Here is a 14,479-nt window from a genome sequence, read left to right on the forward strand (position 1 = left end):
ACTGGCAGCGATCCGGGGCTAAGCCACGCATCAGACCCCACCCGCCGTCTAGGCAATCTTAAGGCGGACTGCATCAAAAATGGGGTTTCGGAACGTTACCCGAAACGAAGGACGACGCCTTGGGCGACAGGAAATATTTCGGCACCGACGGCATTCGCGGGCGCGCCAACACCTATCCGATGACGGCCGAGGTCGCGCTGCGCGTGGGTCTGGCCGCAGGGAAACTGTTCCGCACCGGCGACGACCGCCGCCATCTGGTGGTGATCGGCAAGGACACGCGCCTGTCGGGCTATACGATCGAGCCGGCCCTGGTCGCCGGTTTCGCCTCAGTGGGCATGGACGTGCGCACCTTCGGCCCGGTGCCGACGCCGGGGGTGGCCATGCTGACCCGGTCGATGCGCGCGGACCTGGGGGTGATGATCTCGGCCTCGCACAACGACTATGCCGACAACGGGATCAAGCTGTTCGGCCCGGACGGCTACAAGCTGTCGGACGAGATCGAGCTGAAGATCGAGGCCCTGATGGACGACGGCCTGGACCAGGGGCTGGCGCCGTCGAACAAGCTGGGTCGGGTCAAGCGGATCGATGACGCCCAGGCCCGCTATATCGAGATCGCCAAACAGGCCTTCCCGAAACGGCTGTCGCTACAGGGCCTGCGGATCGCCGTCGATTGCGCCAACGGCGCCGGCTACAAGGTCGCCCCCACCACACTGTTCGAACTGGGGGCCGAGGTCTTCCCCGTGGGGGTGGCTCCGAACGGGACCAATATCAATGCCGAATGCGGCTCCACCCATCCGCAAACCCTGGTCGAGGCGGTCAAGCGATACCGAGCCGATATCGGCATCGCCCTGGACGGGGACGCCGACCGGGTCATCATCTGCGACGAGAAGGGCCAGGTGGTGGACGGCGACCAGATCATGGCCCTGGTCGGCCTGGACTGGGCCCGGCGCGGCCGGCTGGCGGGCGGCGGGGTGGTGGCCACCGTCATGTCCAACCTGGGACTGGAGCGGCGGCTGAAGGCCGAGGGCCTGACGCTGGAGCGGACCAAGGTCGGCGACCGCTATGTGATGGAGCGGATGCGCGAGGGCGGGTTCAACATCGGCGGCGAACAGTCGGGCCACATCATCCTGCACGACCACGCCACTACCGGCGACGGCCTGATGGCGGCGCTGCAGGTGCTGGCGGTTCTGGTCGAGTCCGGCAAGCCGATGAGCGAACTGGCCCGCCAGTTCGACCCGGTGCCGCAGAAGCTGGAGAATGTGCGCTTCACCGCCGCAAAGCCGCTGGAGAACGAGAAGGTCAAGGCGGCGATCGCTGAAGCCGAGGCGGCGCTGAACGGCTCGGGGCGGCTGCTGGTGCGGCCCTCGGGCACGGAGAAGCTGATCCGGGTCATGGCGGAAGGCGACGACGCGGCCCTGGTGAAGCGGGTGGTGTCGGAGGTTTCGGCGGCGGTGAAGGCGGCGGGGTGACTTTCAAGACCCTCTCCCGCTTGCGGGGGAGGTGGCCCGGCGTTCGCGAAGCGAACCAGGGTCGGAGGGGGAAGTCTTCTTTCTTGCAGAAGCGGAACTTCCCCCATCGTCAACCGTCTCGCTGCTCTCTACGAGCTGACACTTCCCCCGCAAGCGGGGGAAGGTGGTCTGCGCCTGTCCGCGATTTCACTTGCGGGTCGAGACGACCGGCGCTCCATTGGGGTCAGACATATTCGCTGGGGCCTTCCATGATCGACCGTCGCCGCCTTCTTCTGTCCGCCGCCGCGGGCGCGGGTCTCGCCGCCGCCCACGGCCAGGCGTTTGCGCTGAACGCCCCGGCCGGCGACGCCGCCCAGTCCAAGGCCGCCCTGGCCGCCTTCATGGACCAGGCCTTCGAACAGACCCTGGACCTCAGTCCCGAAACCGTGACCGCCTTCGGCCTGGACGCCGGCGCGCGCGCCGCCGCCAAGTCGCAGTTGACCGTTCCGACTCCGGAGAACGAGGAGAAGTTCCGCGCCTTCACCAGAGCCCAGCGGGCCGCACTCGGCGCTCTGGATCGGTCGTCCATGGACGCCCAGGACGGCATCTACTACGACACAATCGCCGATAATCTGGACGGGGTGATCGCCACCTTCGCCATCCCCTACGGCCAGGGCGGCTGGCCCAATCCCTACCGCGTCAGCCAGCAGGGCGGGGCCTATCAGTCGACGCCGGACTTCCTGGCCAACCAGCATACGATCCAGACGGCCGAGGACGCCGACGCCTATGTGGCCCGCATCTCCGCCTTCGCCGACGTCCTGACCGCCGAGACCGAACGTCTGCGCGAGGACTACGCCCTGGGGGTGATCCCGCCGGACTTCATCCTGGCCAAGGCCATCGCCCAGCAGGACGGGATTCTGAGCACCGCCGCCGCCGCCTCGCCCATGGTCGCCTCGGTGGTGGACAGGACGCAGGCCAAGGGCCTGTCGGGCGACTGGGGCGCCCAGGTCGAGGCCCTGCTGACCCAAAAGGTCTATCCCGCCCTGTCGGCCCAGAACGCCCTGCTGAAGGCCGCCCTGCCGCGCGCCGGACATGAGGCTTCGGTCCGACGCCTGCCGCAAGGCCAGCAGTATTACGCCAACAGCCTGCGCTACATCACCACCACCCGGCTGACGGCCGACGAGATCCACCGCGCGGGCCGCGCCCAGATGGCCGAGCTGACCGCCCGCGCGGACACCCTGCTGAAGGTCCAGGGGCTGACCCAGGGCGCCGTGGCGGAACGGATCCGCGCGCTCGGCCAGGACCCGAAATACGTCTATCCGAACACCGACGCCGGCAAGGCCGAGCTGATCGAAAAGCTGAACGCCCAGATGGCCGACATGCAGGCCCGTCTGCCCGGCGCCTTCGGCCGCCTGCCCAAGGCTTCGGTCCAGATCAAGCGCGTCCCGCCTGCGGTCGAGGCTGGCGCGCCCATGGGCTACTACAACTCGCCGAGTCTGGATGGGTCGCGGCCGGGCATCTACTGGATCAATCTGAAGGACACGGCGGAATGGCCGTCCTGGACCCTGCCGACCCTTACCTATCACGAGGCCGCGCCGGGCCACCATCTGCAGATCAGTCTGCAGCAGGAGAGCGAGGCGGCGCCCAAATATATGAACCTGCTGGGCTTCTCCAGCTATGTGGAAGGCTGGGGTCTGTACGCCGAACAGCTGGCCGACGAACTGGGCGCCTATGAAAACGATCCGATCGGCCAGATCGGCTATGTCCAGTCGCTGATGTTCAGGGCGGCGCGCCTGGTGGTGGACACCGGCATCCACTCCAAGGGCTGGAGCCGCGAACAGGGCATCCAGTACATGATGGAGGCCTATGGCGATCAGGAAGGGGCCGCCGTGTCCGAAGTCGAACGCTATTGCGGCTGGCCGGGCCAGGCCTGCGCCTACAAGGTCGGGCACAACGAATGGGTCCGGCTGCGCGAGAAGGCCAAGACCAGCCTGGGGGCCAAGTTCGATCTGAAGGGTTTCCACGACACGGCCCTGGCCGCCGGGGGCGTGCCCCTGTCGGTGCTGGAGCGGATCGTGGACGGCTGGATCGCGACCCAGGCTTAAGTAAGGGACCCTAGTCGGCGACCGTCAGCCCGTCGATCCGGCGCAGGCGATTGTGGATGTCAGTGGCGGCCACGGCCGCCTCGGCGGTGGCGACGGCGATCTGGTTGAGGCCGCGCACCACGTCGCCGGCGGCGTAGAGGCCGGGCACGCTGGCGGCCTGATGCAGATCGACTTCCAGCCGGCCGTCGGCGGCCAGCCGGGCGCCGAGCCCCCTCGCCAGATCGGCGTTGGGCGACGCGCCCAAGGCGGAGTAGACGAGGTCGAAGGCGCGGCTCTGGCCGCCATAGCTCAGGGCCGTCACCCGGTCGTTTTCGATGTCGATCGAGTCCAACGGCGCCAGGATCAGTTCGACGCCGAGCCGTTCCAGCTCGTCAGGACGGCTGAGCGCGTGAGGCGGCCCGATGTGGATCAGTGTCACCCGATCGGAATAGGTGCGCATGAAGGCGGCTTCACGGGCGCCCTTGTCGCTTTGGCCGATGATCGCGACGGCCTTGCCGACGGCCTCATAGCCGTCGCAGATCGGACAGATGCGGACCAGCGCCCTGCGCACCGCCGCTTCGACGCCCGGCAAGTCAGGATGATGATCGACGACTCCCGTCGCCAGAAGAACGGCGCGGGCGCGAACAGATCGGCCAGCCCTCTCTGCGATGAAACGCTCGCCGTCGTGGGTCAGGCGATCGATAAGACCCGGCGTGATGACGGCGCCGTATTCTTCAGCCTGTTCGCGCATCCGCTTCAGAATACCCGCGCCAGTGACGCCCGCCGGAAAGCCCGGCATATTGTGGCTGAGCGGAATCCAGCTGGCGCGAGGCGCGCCGCCGTCCGCCACCAGGGTGCGCCGACGAAACCGGCCCAGATAGGTCGCCGCCGTCAGGCCGGCCGGACCGGCGCCGATGATCAGAACCTCCGGGTCGTTCACCGCGTGCGCCAGGCGACGGGCCACAGATCGGACGGCACGCCGGCGCATTCGCCCATGACGCTTTCCTGCGTCAGGGTGAAGCCCTGCCCGGTCCAGGCCCAGGTCTGGGCCGCGCCGCAGTCGCCGATGCCGCGCCCCTTGGCGAAGGCCGACAGCGTGCGGGTCTTCGGATCATAGGCGCCGTTGACGGTCGCATTGTCGGGCATGACCGGATCGGAGCCTGGGCCTTCCGTTCCGGCGAGGATCGCAGGACGAGGATCGCGGCCGCTCGGCCCCGTCAGATACCAGTTGTGAGTGACGTTATAGGCGCCTGCGCCGCAGGGCACGCCCCACAGCTCGGTCCGCGCGTCAAGTCGGGCGGACATGACCATGTCGCTGACGGCGGGCATGGCGGACTCTTTCAGGCAGTTTCCGACCTCGGTGCGGGCGCGCAGCGCGGCGGGCACGCGCTGGTTCTGATCACCGAACCCCGACTGGTCCACGGCCGGAGCGGGGGTGACGGTCGGCAGCGGCGGCGCGACCGGGACGAGGGCGGCCGGACGGGAGCCGCGTCGGATCAGGGCGGTGGGCGTGTCCAGACGGCCCTGTTTCTCGTCGATCCACAACAGGGCGGCGGCGGCGCCGTGCAGCGAGACTTCCTGGGTGGAAGCCCCGCGAATGGTCATGACCTTTCCCTGGGCAAGGGCGTCAAGGGCGCCGCGGACCCCAGTGCGGATTTCGCCGATGGGCGCGTCGGCGTTGCTCGCCTCGCTGAGCGCGGCCGGATAAGCGCGGCCGTCGATGGTCAAGCCGAGGGGGTTGGCGCCCTTGGCGTCGCCGTCGGGCCAGTAGCCAAACAGGATTTGCGGCTGGGCGTCCGGTCCGGGCGCCAGGGCGATACGGACCCAGCCGGCGGCGAACTCGGGCGCGAAGCCGAAGGCCCAGCAGGTTCCGTCATTGCCGCAGGTGGCGCGCCAGTCGCGGAAGGTCTTGGTCTCGGGGCGAATTTGCAGCACCGGCGCGGCGACGGCGGGCGCCGCCGTACTGGCGGCCTTAGGCGCAGCAGGGGTCTCGGCCGCATCCTTATCGCCGCATCCGGCGACAGCGAACGCAGCCAGAACAAGAGAGGACAGGGGGACGCCGCGCGACAGTGCGTTCAGCTTCATGCCTTCTTCAACTCCGACGGCCTGTGCGCCGCGCGTGCGCCGGTCTTGGCGCTTTCGACGATATACTCCGGATTGTCCTCGGAGGCCGCAACCTTGTGGCCCTTGACCCTTGTTTCGGAGGTCACCTTCTTGACCACCTTGCCGGTCGTCACGCCCTGGCTGTGGTCCCATTTCACCTTGTCGCCGGCCTTGAATGTCTTGTCCGACATGGTTTCGCTTCCTGCTGCGTCGTTTCCTGCTCAGCGATCAGCCTGCGCATCAGTTCCGCATCGACCACCGGCGGCGCCTCGCAGAAGGTGACGATCCACTGATCCACCAGTCGGCGCTCTTCCTCCGTCATCCTGAGGTCCGTGTCTGTTGCTGAGCCAAAGAGAAGTCCGGGCGCGCCAAAGGGTTCAGGCGGGATCTGCGTTATTCCGCGCGGCGACGATGGGCGGCGGGGTTTGCGCGGGCGCTTGGCCTCGCTATACCGCCGCCACGACATTCCCTTCCCCACAGTCACAGGCGGACCGCACGCATGGCCAAGATCAAGGTCGAAAACCCCATCGTCGACATCGACGGCGACGAAATGACCCGCATCATCTGGCAGATGATCAAGGACAAGCTGGTCTTCCCGTTCCTGGATCTCGAGCTGGACTATTACGACCTGGGCATGGAGAACCGCGACGCCACCGACGATCAGGTGACGATCGACGCGGCCCACGCCATCCAGAAGCACGGCGTCGGCGTGAAGTGCGCCACCATCACCCCGGACGAGGCCCGGGTGAAGGAGTTCGGCCTGAAGAAGATGTGGAAGTCGCCGAACGGCACCATCCGCAACATCCTGGGCGGCGTGGTCTTCCGCGAGCCGATCATCTGCTCGAACGTGCCGCGCCTGGTGCCGGGCTGGACCCAGCCGATCGTCGTCGGCCGTCACGCCTTCGGCGACCAGTACAAGGCCACCGACTTCCTGATGCCGGGCGCCGGCACCCTGTCGATCAAGTTCGTCGGCGACGACGGCCAGGTGATCGAGCATGAGGTGTTCAAGTCGCCGGGCGCCGGCGTCGCCATGGGCATGTACAACCTGGACGCCTCGATCCGCGACTTCGCCCACGCCTCCTTCGCCTACGGCCTGGCGCGCAACTATCCGGTCTATCTGTCGACCAAGAACACGATCCTGAAAGCCTATGACGGCCGCTTCAAGGACATCTTCCAGGAGGTGTTCGACGCCGAATACGCCGAGGAGTTCAAGAAGCGCGGCCTGACCTATGAGCACCGCCTGATCGACGACATGGTCGCGGCCGCGATCAAGTGGTCGGGCGGCTTCGTCTGGGCGTGCAAGAACTACGACGGCGACGTCCAATCGGACGTCGTGGCCCAGGGCTTCGGCTCGCTGGGCCTGATGACCTCGGTCCTGATGACGCCGGACGGCAAGGTGCTGGAGACGGAAGCCGCCCACGGCACCGTGACCCGTCACTATCGCCAGCACCAGAAGGGCGAGGCCACCTCGACCAACTCGATCGCCTCGATCTTCGCCTGGACCCGCGGCTTCAAACACCGCGCCAAGCTGGACGGCAACGAGGCCCTGGGCGTCTTCGCCGACACCCTGGAGAAGGTGGTCGTCGAGACCGTGGAGTCGGGCGACATGACCAAGGACCTGGCCCTGCTGGTCGGCGATCAACAGGGCTGGCTGACCACCGAGGGCTTCCTCGACAAGGTCGCCGAAAACCTGAAGGCCGCCCTGCCGGACGTCGGCTGAGCCGGTCCTCAAGCCGTCAGCGCGGCAGGACAGCGAGCATCCTGAAGCCGCGCAAAGCGCGGCAGGACAACAGCCGTCCTCAAGCAGAGCGAAGCGCGGTAGGACACCAAGAGAGAGAGAGAGAGACAGCCCCGCCGGATCCGTCCGGCGGGGCTTTTCGTTGCGTCCTCCGATGGGCCGTGCATGATCGGGCCCACTGTGGGGGAAGCGACGTGAAACGGTTGTTCGGCAATCTGGTGGTTCTGGCGCTCGTGACGGCGGTCGCGGCCTTTTTTGCGGCGCCGGCGGTGGGCTTTTTCGCCATCCGGTCGGCGGCGGAGGCGGGCGACGTCCAGGGCCTGACCCGGCTGATCGACTTCCAGGCCGTTCGCCAGTCGTTGCGGCCGCAGCTGAGCGGCGGGGTTCAGGCGCCGGCGCCCTCCTTCCTCGAAGACCCGATCGGGGCGGTAAGGCGCCAGATGGAACGGACCCCGGTGCTCAACGCCCCGGACGTCGACGCCTATTTGACTCCGGCGGCCATCTCGGCCCTGACGCGGGGCGAGGGGCGCTACGCCAGCCACTGGTCCGGCGCGGTTGCGCCCCAGGCGGGGGCGGAAACACCCAAGCCCTGGCCTCGGCCGGTGTTCTGGAGCGTGAACCGGGCGCGGATGGCGGTTCAGGACCAGGGCGGATCGCGCACCGTCTTCACCTTCGAACGGCGGGGGCCGTTCGAATGGGTGCTGGTCCAGATCGGCCTGCCCGACGGGGCGGCGCCGGCCGCGCCCGCGCCGGCTGAGCCCTCGTCGAAACCCTAGACGCAACATCCGGCCCGTCTCGACGTTTCGGCTGAAGGAGCACCCATGAAGAAGATCGCCATTGGTCTGGTCGCGGCCATTCTGGGACTGGCCCTTGTCGCCTGTTTCATCTCGCCCTTCGTGGCGGCCCAGAGGCTGATCCGAGCGGCGCGGACGGGGGATGTGGCGGGCCTGGAGCAGACGGTGGACTTCCCCGCCTTGCGCGCCAGTCTGAAGGCCGAGCTGAACGCCCGGGCGGCGATGGAGATCCGCGATCGGACCGGCGAGAACCGGGCTCTGGCCGCCCTGGGCATGATGTTGGCGCCGTCCCTGGTCGAGGGCGCCGTGGACGGCCTGGTCACGCCAGAGGGCGTAGCCGCCATGGTCCGGTCGGGCGACAAGCCCCGGCCCGAAAAACCGGTCCCGTCGGCCGATACGCCGGCGACGCCGAAGGAGCGGATTCATCAGTCCTGGGCCTATCGCGGCGTCAACCGGTTCGCCGTCACCCTGACCCGCGACGACCGACCCGACGACCCCCTGGTGCTGATCATGGAGCGGCGGGGGCCGTTGAGCTGGAAACTGGCGGGGGTGGATCTGACGCCGGACCCGATGGGCTAGGCGCGGCGATCGCCCTCTCCGTCGCTGGATCGCTTCGCGATCGACGCGACACCTCTCCCGCAGGCGGGAGAGGGTCGGGGTATGCTCAGGCCTTCAGCGCCTCGCGGACGGCGGTGAGGCCGTCTTCGGCCTTGGAGCCGTCGGGAGCGCCGCCTTGGGCGAAGTCGGGCTTGCCGCCGGCGCCTTGTCCCCCCATGGCGATGACGGCGGCGCGGGCCAGGTCTGCGGCGTTGACGCGGTCGGTCAAATCAGAGGTGACGGCGACGGTGACGGCGGCCTTGCCCTCAGTGACGCCGATCAAGGCGACGACGCCGGTTCCGACCTGTTTCCTGAAGTCCTCGGCCACGCCGCGCAGCCCCTTGCCGTCCACCCCGTCCAGGACGCGGGCCATCAGCTTGATCCCCCCGATCTCTTCCGGCGCGGATGACCCGCCCGAACCTCCGCCCAGGGCCAGTTGCTTCTTCAGCTCGGCGACCTGTTTCTCCAGCGTCTTGACCGAACCCTGAAGGGCCTCGACCCGAGCGGGCACGTCGGGGGTCTGGATCTTGAAGTCGCGGGCCAGCTTGCGGGCCACGCCGGCCTGACCTTCCAGATAGAGGCGGGCCGCCTCGCCGGTCAGGGCCTCGATACGGCGGACGCCGGCGGCGACGCCGGTCTCCTGAACAATCTTGAACAGGCCGATGTCGCCGGTGCGGGCGACGTGGGTGCCGCCGCAGAGTTCGACCGAATAGGGGGCGTTGTCGCTGGTCAGCGACCGGCCCAGCGTCAGCACCCGGACCTCGTCGCCGTATTTCTCGCCGAACAGGGCGATGGCGCCGGCGGCGATGGCGTCGGCGGGGGCCATCAGCTTGGTCTCCGCCGGGACGTTCTGGCGGATGACCGCGTTGACCTCGGCCTCGATGGCGGCCAGCTCGTCCTCGGTCACGGGGGCGCCGTGGCTGAAGTCGAAGCGCGCGCGCTCAGAATCGACCAGCTGGCCCTTCTGGGCGACCGCCGGGCCCAGCACATTCTTCAGGGCCGTGTGCAGCAGGTGAGCGGCCGAATGGTTGGCGCGGGTGGTCATACGCTTGTCGGCGTCCACCAGTTGGGCGACGCGGGCGCCCATCTCCAGCCGGCCGGCCGTGATCTGGACCGACAGAACGTGCAGGTCGCCGGCGTGCTTCTTGACGTCGAGAACTTCGGCCTCTCCGCCCGGCCATTCCAGCGTCCCCTGATCGCCCGTCTGACCGCCGCTTTCGGCGTAGAAGGGGGTCGTATCGAGCAAGACCTCGACGATCTCGCCGGCCTCGGCCGCCTCGACGGGCGCGCCGCCGTTCATGACGGCCAAGACCTCGCCCGAGCCCTCGAGGGAGTCATAGCCGGTGAAGACGGTCGGTCCCATGCGGTCGCGCACGGCCAGCCATTCGCCGGCGTTGGCCGACTGGCCCGAGCCCTTCCAGTTCTCGCGCGAGCGCTGGCGCTGTTCGGCCATGGCGGCCTCGAAGCCGTCCACATTGACCGAGAAGCCGCGGCGACGCGCCTCGTCCTGGGTCAGGTCCAGCGGGAAGCCGTAGGTGTCGGACAGGGTGAAGGCCGTCTGGCCGTCCAGCATGTCGCCCGGCTTGAAGCCCTGAACCGCCGTGTCGAACAGGGCCATGCCCCGGCCGAGGGTGGTGCGGAACCGCACCTCTTCCTGTTTCAGCGTGTCCTCGATGAAGGCCTGGGCGCGGGCCAGTTCAGGATAGGCGTCGCCCATCTGATCGACCAAGGTGGGGACCAGACGGTGCATCAGCGGGTCGGCCGCGCCCAGCAGATGGGCGTGGCGCATGGCGCGGCGCATGATCCGGCGCAGCACATAGCCCCGGCCTTCGTTCGACGGGGTCACGCCGTCGGCGATCAGGAAGGAGGAGGAGCGCAGGTGGTCGGCGATGACCCGGTGGCTGGCGGCCTGGTCGCCGGCGGCCTTGGTCGAGGTGGCGTCTTCCGAGGCGGCGATCAGGGTCTTGAACAGGTCGGTCTCGAACACCGAATGCACGCCCTGGAGCACGGTGGTCATCCGCTCCAGACCCATGCCGGTGTCGACGCTGGGCTTGGGAAGGTTGCGAACGATCTGGTCGTTCTCCTTCTCGAACTGCATGAAGACGTTGTTCCAGATCTCCACGAAGCGGTCGCCGTCCTCGTCCGGCGAGCCGGGAGGGCCGCCGGCGATCTTATCGCCGTGGTCCCAGAAGATCTCGGTGCAGGGGCCGCAGGGGCCTGAGTCGCCCATGGCCCAGAAATTGTCCGAGCCGGCGATGCGGATGATCTTGTCGTCGGAGAAGCCGGTGACCTTCTTCCAGATGGCGGCGGCCTCGTCGTCATCGATATAGACGGTGACCAGCAGGCGCTTGGGATCCAGATCGAAGTCCTGGGTCACCAGTTTCCACGCCCGGTCAATGGCGTGTTCCTTGAAATAGTCGCCGAAGGAGAAGTTACCCAGCATCTCGAAGAAGGTCAGGTGGCGGGCGGTGTAGCCGACATTGTCCAGGTCATTGTGCTTGCCCCCGGCGCGGACGCATTTCTGCGAACTGGTGGCGCGCGGATAGGGCGGCTTGGACGCGCCGGTGAAATAGTCCTTGAACGGCACCATGCCCGCATTGACGAACAGCAGGGACGGATCGTTCTGCGGCACCAGCGGCGCCGAGTGAACCTTCTCGTGACCGTCGGCCGCGAAGAAGTTCAGATAGGTGGCGCGGATCTCGTTCAGGCTGGGCATTTGGGCGTGTCTTCGGCTCGGCGGTCGCTAAGGAACCGGCGTCATATAGGGTTTTGTCGGGGAACGCATCATCTGGGCGAGGTGGGGGCGAGGCGGGGCGATTTCCTGGGTTCGACCCATTTCGGCATCAATGTGCGGTGGGGCTAGATCTGCGCCTGACTATTACGCAGACGGTGCCCAAGACCCTGGGCGCGGTCAGCATTACCCTCTGGTGCCCCTAGCGGGGTGTCCTCCCCCCACCGCACTGCCATACATAGCATCAGCGAAAGTCAGCGTCTGCTGTGGCTACGATTAGATAAGACGCCTCACGACCCGTTGCGGACATTGGCATGAGTGCTTTCCCGTGGAAGGTTAGTAGCTATGCTTGAACTCGACGATAACCGCTGGTCTGAACTCACTCACGCTTACGGGGCGGCATCGGACATTCCCGATCTTCTCCACGCATTGGCGAAACGGCCAGAGCAGCAGGGTCCAAACGACGAGCCGTGGCTTACGCTTTGGTCGAGCCTTTGCCATCAAGGCGACGTCTACACCGCGTCATACGCAGCGATCCCGCATGTCGTGGAAATCGCGCTATCACAAGCGAACCCGATTGATTTCGGCTTTTTGCTCTTTCCGGCGTCGGTTGATGTGGCTCGGACAAATGGTCGAGGGCCAGAGGTGCCGGACTTTCTCCTGCCCGCCTACGACTTAGCCATCTCTCGCCTGCCGGACTGTGTGCTCGCTCATCGAGGCGAGAGTTGGAGTCGAGACATGACTGTCGCCGCTATGGCCGCCATGGCTGTCTCGAAAAGTCACCATGCGCTCGCGGAGGCGGTCATGAACCTTGACGAGGATTGGGTTTCCAAGATCAACAACGGCGACTGGGACTGATCGGAAGGTCCTCCAACCACCCCGAACAGCCCTTCGGAATGTCTGCGTTCTGCACAGCCGACGAGGCCTAAAAGCCAAAGGCCAGCCTCACACCCGCGGCGGCGGGCCGAACTTGCCGGACTGGTAGTCCTGAATGGCCTGGATGATTTCCTCGCGGGTGGTCATGACGAAGGGGCCGTGGCTGAAGACCGGCTCCTTGATCGGCTCGGCGTGGCCGAGCAGGACGACGGCCCCGGTCTTGTCTGTGCTTTGGGCCGTGATCTCGACCGCGTCGCCGTCGCCCAGGGCGGCCAGGTTCCATTCGGGCACGGGGGTTCCGGCGACCGACACCTGGCCGTTGATCGCATAGAAGAAGACGGTGCGGCCGGGCGCGACCGGGACTTCGAACCGGGCGCCGGCGGGCAGGCGGACGATGGCCAGATGGATGTCGATCAGCGACTGGATCGGCGCCTTGACCCCCAGCCATTCGCCGGAGACCGGCTCGACCACCACGCCGCCCTCGGTGGTGAAGGTGGGGATGTCGGCGGCCTGAAGCCCCACATAGGCGGGCCGGGTCATCTTCAGCCGGGACGGCAGGTTCACCCACAGCTGCAGGATCTCCATCGGCCCGCCGTCGCGCTTGAAGTCGGCCGGCGACAGTTCGGCGTGGATCAGGCCCGAGCCGGCGGTCATCCACTGGATCCCGCCCGCCTTGATGATGCTTTCGCCGCCGCCGGAGTCGTTGTGGGCCAGTTCGCCGTCCAGGATGAAGGTGACGGTCTCGAACCCCCGATGCGGGTGCGGGCCGAACGGCAGGCCGGCGTTGTTCGGCGGATAGGTCTGGGGCCCGTGATGATTCAGGAACAGGAAGGGATCGACCTGATCCAGGTCCGGACCAGGCACCGGCCGACGCGTGGTCAGGTCGCCTATGTCGTCGCGATAGGCGGGATGAAGGCGCAAAACGGGGCGGGGCGTGGCGGGGCTCATCCGCTACATATAGGGTGGCGGATCGCGGATTTCGAGAGACCTTCGTCGTCAGGGCCGAGGCCGGCGCCGCCGTCATCCGAGGCGAGACCCCGGACGTAAATCCCTTATCTCGCCAAGCGATCGAGCGCGATCATGCACAAACCCGGAAGATCACGACAAACAGACGCCCAATACGGCCCAAGAATTCGACTTGTGCGCCGCCGTGCGTTGACACCGCCGTTCTAGGATCACAAAAGCCTTCGCAACCGCACACGGCGATTGAATTCATTCGCTTTTGAGAAGCATTCGCATGACTCAGCCCAAGCCGAACCCGGGGGTTGCATCGGGCGACCGAACCGGTCGTTTCGTCATCCAGCCCAACGGCCATCTGACCCCGCTCTCGCCCCATATGGGAATCTGGCGCTGGCACGTGACCATGGCCGCCTCGATCCTGTTCCGCGCGACCCTGATCGCCGGCACCGTCGGCCTGGTCTTCGTCGTCGCCTGGCTGGGCGCCCTGGCCTTCGGGCCCGAGGCCTATGAGACGGCTTTGGCCCTGGCGGGCTCGCCGCTGGGCCTGTTCGTCGGCTTCGGCCTGACGGTGGTCCTGTTCTCCTTCATCCTGAACGGCGCCCGCCACACGATCAACGACACCGGCAACGGCCTGACGATCAAATCGGCGACGACCCTGTCCAATATCGCGGTCTGGGCGCCCATCCCCCTGGCGATCCTGTTCTGGGTCGTTCTGTTCGCTGTCGGGAGGGTTTCGCTGTGAGCGGCGTCGCCAAGTTCAAGAACAACGTCAAGATTTCCGAGCACCACGGCGCCGGCGAATGGCTGGCCGAGCGGGTGCTGCTGACGGCGCTGCTGCCGCTGGGCGTCTGGGTCGCCTCGACCGGCTTCACCCTGGCGGGCGCCTCTTATGACGCCGTCATGACCTGGTTCGCCAGGCCGCTGAACGCCGGCCTGATGGCGGTCACGGCTGTGCTGCTGTTCGGCTACCTCAGCCTGGCCTGGAAGGTCATCCTTGAGGACTATGTGCCCCAGGTCGGCGCCCGCAAGGCCCTGACGGGCCTGCTGAACCTGGTCCTTCTCGTGCTGGCGGCCGCCAGCGTCTTCTTCATCGTGCGGCTGGCGCTGGGTTCTGCGCCCCTGCCCGCCGGTTTCGGAGCCTGATCCCC

At 67.2% G+C, this 14,479-nt stretch carries 13 protein-coding genes; 8 read left to right on the forward strand and 5 right to left on the reverse strand.

The window, feature by feature from the left end; translation table 11 throughout:
* The first annotated feature begins 119 nt into the window (after positions 1-119).
* Complete coding sequence (gene glmM, locus AC1RKE_RS13285) at positions 120-1,469, forward strand: phosphoglucosamine mutase (RefSeq protein ID WP_082382587.1); 1,350 nt, start codon at positions 120-122, stop codon at positions 1,467-1,469.
* 248 nt (positions 1,470-1,717) lie between these two features.
* Positions 1,718-3,553, forward strand: coding sequence for a DUF885 domain-containing protein (locus AC1RKE_RS13290; protein ID WP_348684789.1), 1,836 nt, complete (start codon positions 1,718-1,720; stop codon positions 3,551-3,553).
* 10 nt (positions 3,554-3,563) lie between these two features.
* On the opposite strand, the gene AC1RKE_RS13295 is transcribed toward AC1RKE_RS13290, so the two are convergent.
* Genes AC1RKE_RS13295 through AC1RKE_RS13305 form a run of 3 tightly spaced genes read right to left on the reverse strand, consistent with a single transcriptional unit; the run spans position 3,564 to position 5,826 of the window.
* Positions 3,564-4,472 (reverse strand): NAD(P)/FAD-dependent oxidoreductase, encoded by a 909-nt coding sequence (locus AC1RKE_RS13295; protein ID WP_263596137.1) that lies wholly within the window; start codon positions 4,470-4,472, stop codon positions 3,564-3,566.
* Complete coding sequence (locus AC1RKE_RS13300; RefSeq protein WP_348684787.1) at positions 4,469-5,617, reverse strand: DUF1176 domain-containing protein; 1,149 nt, start codon at positions 5,615-5,617, stop codon at positions 4,469-4,471. Before AC1RKE_RS13300 ends, AC1RKE_RS13295 begins: the two co-directional genes overlap by 4 nt.
* Entirely contained in the window at positions 5,614-5,826 is a 213-nt protein-coding gene (locus tag AC1RKE_RS13305) for a hypervirulence associated TUDOR domain-containing protein (protein ID WP_152949379.1), read from the reverse strand. The genes AC1RKE_RS13300 and AC1RKE_RS13305 overlap by 4 nt, the downstream gene beginning before the upstream one ends.
* Positions 5,827-6,134: 308 nt before the next feature.
* Here AC1RKE_RS13305 and AC1RKE_RS13310 point away from each other — a divergent pair, with 308 nt between their 5' ends.
* The 3 genes from AC1RKE_RS13310 (at position 6,135) to AC1RKE_RS13320 (ending at position 8,746) form a co-directional block, all read left to right on the forward strand.
* Positions 6,135-7,355: an NADP-dependent isocitrate dehydrogenase gene (locus tag AC1RKE_RS13310; protein WP_152949378.1), complete on the forward strand. Its 1,221-nt coding sequence runs from the start codon at positions 6,135-6,137 to the stop codon at positions 7,353-7,355.
* Between the two features lie 212 nt (positions 7,356-7,567).
* Positions 7,568-8,149: a DUF2939 domain-containing protein gene (locus tag AC1RKE_RS13315; RefSeq protein ID WP_191554886.1), complete on the forward strand. Its 582-nt coding sequence runs from the start codon at positions 7,568-7,570 to the stop codon at positions 8,147-8,149.
* Positions 8,150-8,194: 45 nt separating this feature from the next.
* Positions 8,195-8,746 carry a DUF2939 domain-containing protein gene (locus tag AC1RKE_RS13320; protein ID WP_191554885.1) on the forward strand — a complete coding sequence of 184 codons (552 nt, stop codon included), beginning with the start codon at positions 8,195-8,197 and terminating at the stop codon, positions 8,744-8,746.
* Between the two features lie 85 nt (positions 8,747-8,831).
* On the opposite strand, the gene alaS is transcribed toward AC1RKE_RS13320, so the two are convergent.
* Positions 8,832-11,480: an alanine--tRNA ligase gene (gene alaS / locus AC1RKE_RS13325; protein WP_395941866.1), complete on the reverse strand. Its 2,649-nt coding sequence runs from the start codon at positions 11,478-11,480 to the stop codon at positions 8,832-8,834.
* A 360-nt stretch (positions 11,481-11,840) separates the two neighbouring features.
* Here alaS and AC1RKE_RS13330 point away from each other — a divergent pair, with 360 nt between their 5' ends.
* A complete protein-coding gene (locus AC1RKE_RS13330) occupies positions 11,841-12,353 on the forward strand; it encodes a hypothetical protein (RefSeq protein ID WP_054764567.1) in 513 nt (170 codons plus the stop codon).
* A gap of 87 nt (positions 12,354-12,440) precedes the next feature.
* Here the strand turns inward: AC1RKE_RS13330 and AC1RKE_RS13335 are convergent, their stop codons facing one another.
* On the reverse strand, positions 12,441-13,319 hold the full coding sequence (locus tag AC1RKE_RS13335; protein WP_348684577.1) for a pirin family protein: 879 nt from the start codon (positions 13,317-13,319) through the stop codon (positions 12,441-12,443).
* A gap of 289 nt (positions 13,320-13,608) precedes the next feature.
* Between AC1RKE_RS13335 and sdhC the strand changes: the two genes are divergently transcribed.
* Positions 13,609-14,073 (forward strand): succinate dehydrogenase, cytochrome b556 subunit, encoded by a 465-nt coding sequence (sdhC, locus tag AC1RKE_RS13340; protein WP_348684578.1) that lies wholly within the window; start codon positions 13,609-13,611, stop codon positions 14,071-14,073.
* Complete coding sequence (gene sdhD, locus AC1RKE_RS13345; protein ID WP_348684579.1) at positions 14,070-14,474, forward strand: succinate dehydrogenase, hydrophobic membrane anchor protein; 405 nt, start codon at positions 14,070-14,072, stop codon at positions 14,472-14,474. The genes sdhC and sdhD overlap by 4 nt, the downstream gene beginning before the upstream one ends.
* The last annotated feature ends 5 nt before the right edge of the window (positions 14,475-14,479 follow it).

It is taken from the genome of Brevundimonas sp. GW822-FHT03E11 (assembly GCF_058801445.1).

Coding starts and splice junctions, on each gene's coding strand:
- AC1RKE_RS13290 (WP_348684789.1), top strand. CDS start 1,718: ATGATCGACCGTCGCCGCCTTCTTCTGTCCGCCGCCGCGGGCGCGGGT.
- AC1RKE_RS13300 (WP_348684787.1), bottom strand. CDS start 5,617: ATGAAGCTGAACGCACTGTCGCGCGGCGTCCCCCTGTCCTCTCTTGTT.
- AC1RKE_RS13305 (WP_152949379.1), bottom strand. CDS start 5,826: ATGTCGGACAAGACATTCAAGGCCGGCGACAAGGTGAAATGGGACCAC.
- AC1RKE_RS13310 (WP_152949378.1), top strand. CDS start 6,135: ATGGCCAAGATCAAGGTCGAAAACCCCATCGTCGACATCGACGGCGAC.
- AC1RKE_RS13320 (WP_191554885.1), top strand. CDS start 8,195: ATGAAGAAGATCGCCATTGGTCTGGTCGCGGCCATTCTGGGACTGGCC.
- alaS (WP_395941866.1), bottom strand. CDS start 11,480: ATGCCCAGCCTGAACGAGATCCGCGCCACCTATCTGAACTTCTTCGCG.
- AC1RKE_RS13330 (WP_054764567.1), top strand. CDS start 11,841: ATGCTTGAACTCGACGATAACCGCTGGTCTGAACTCACTCACGCTTAC.
- AC1RKE_RS13335 (WP_348684577.1), bottom strand. CDS start 13,319: ATGAGCCCCGCCACGCCCCGCCCCGTTTTGCGCCTTCATCCCGCCTAT.
- sdhC (WP_348684578.1), top strand. CDS start 13,609: ATGACTCAGCCCAAGCCGAACCCGGGGGTTGCATCGGGCGACCGAACC.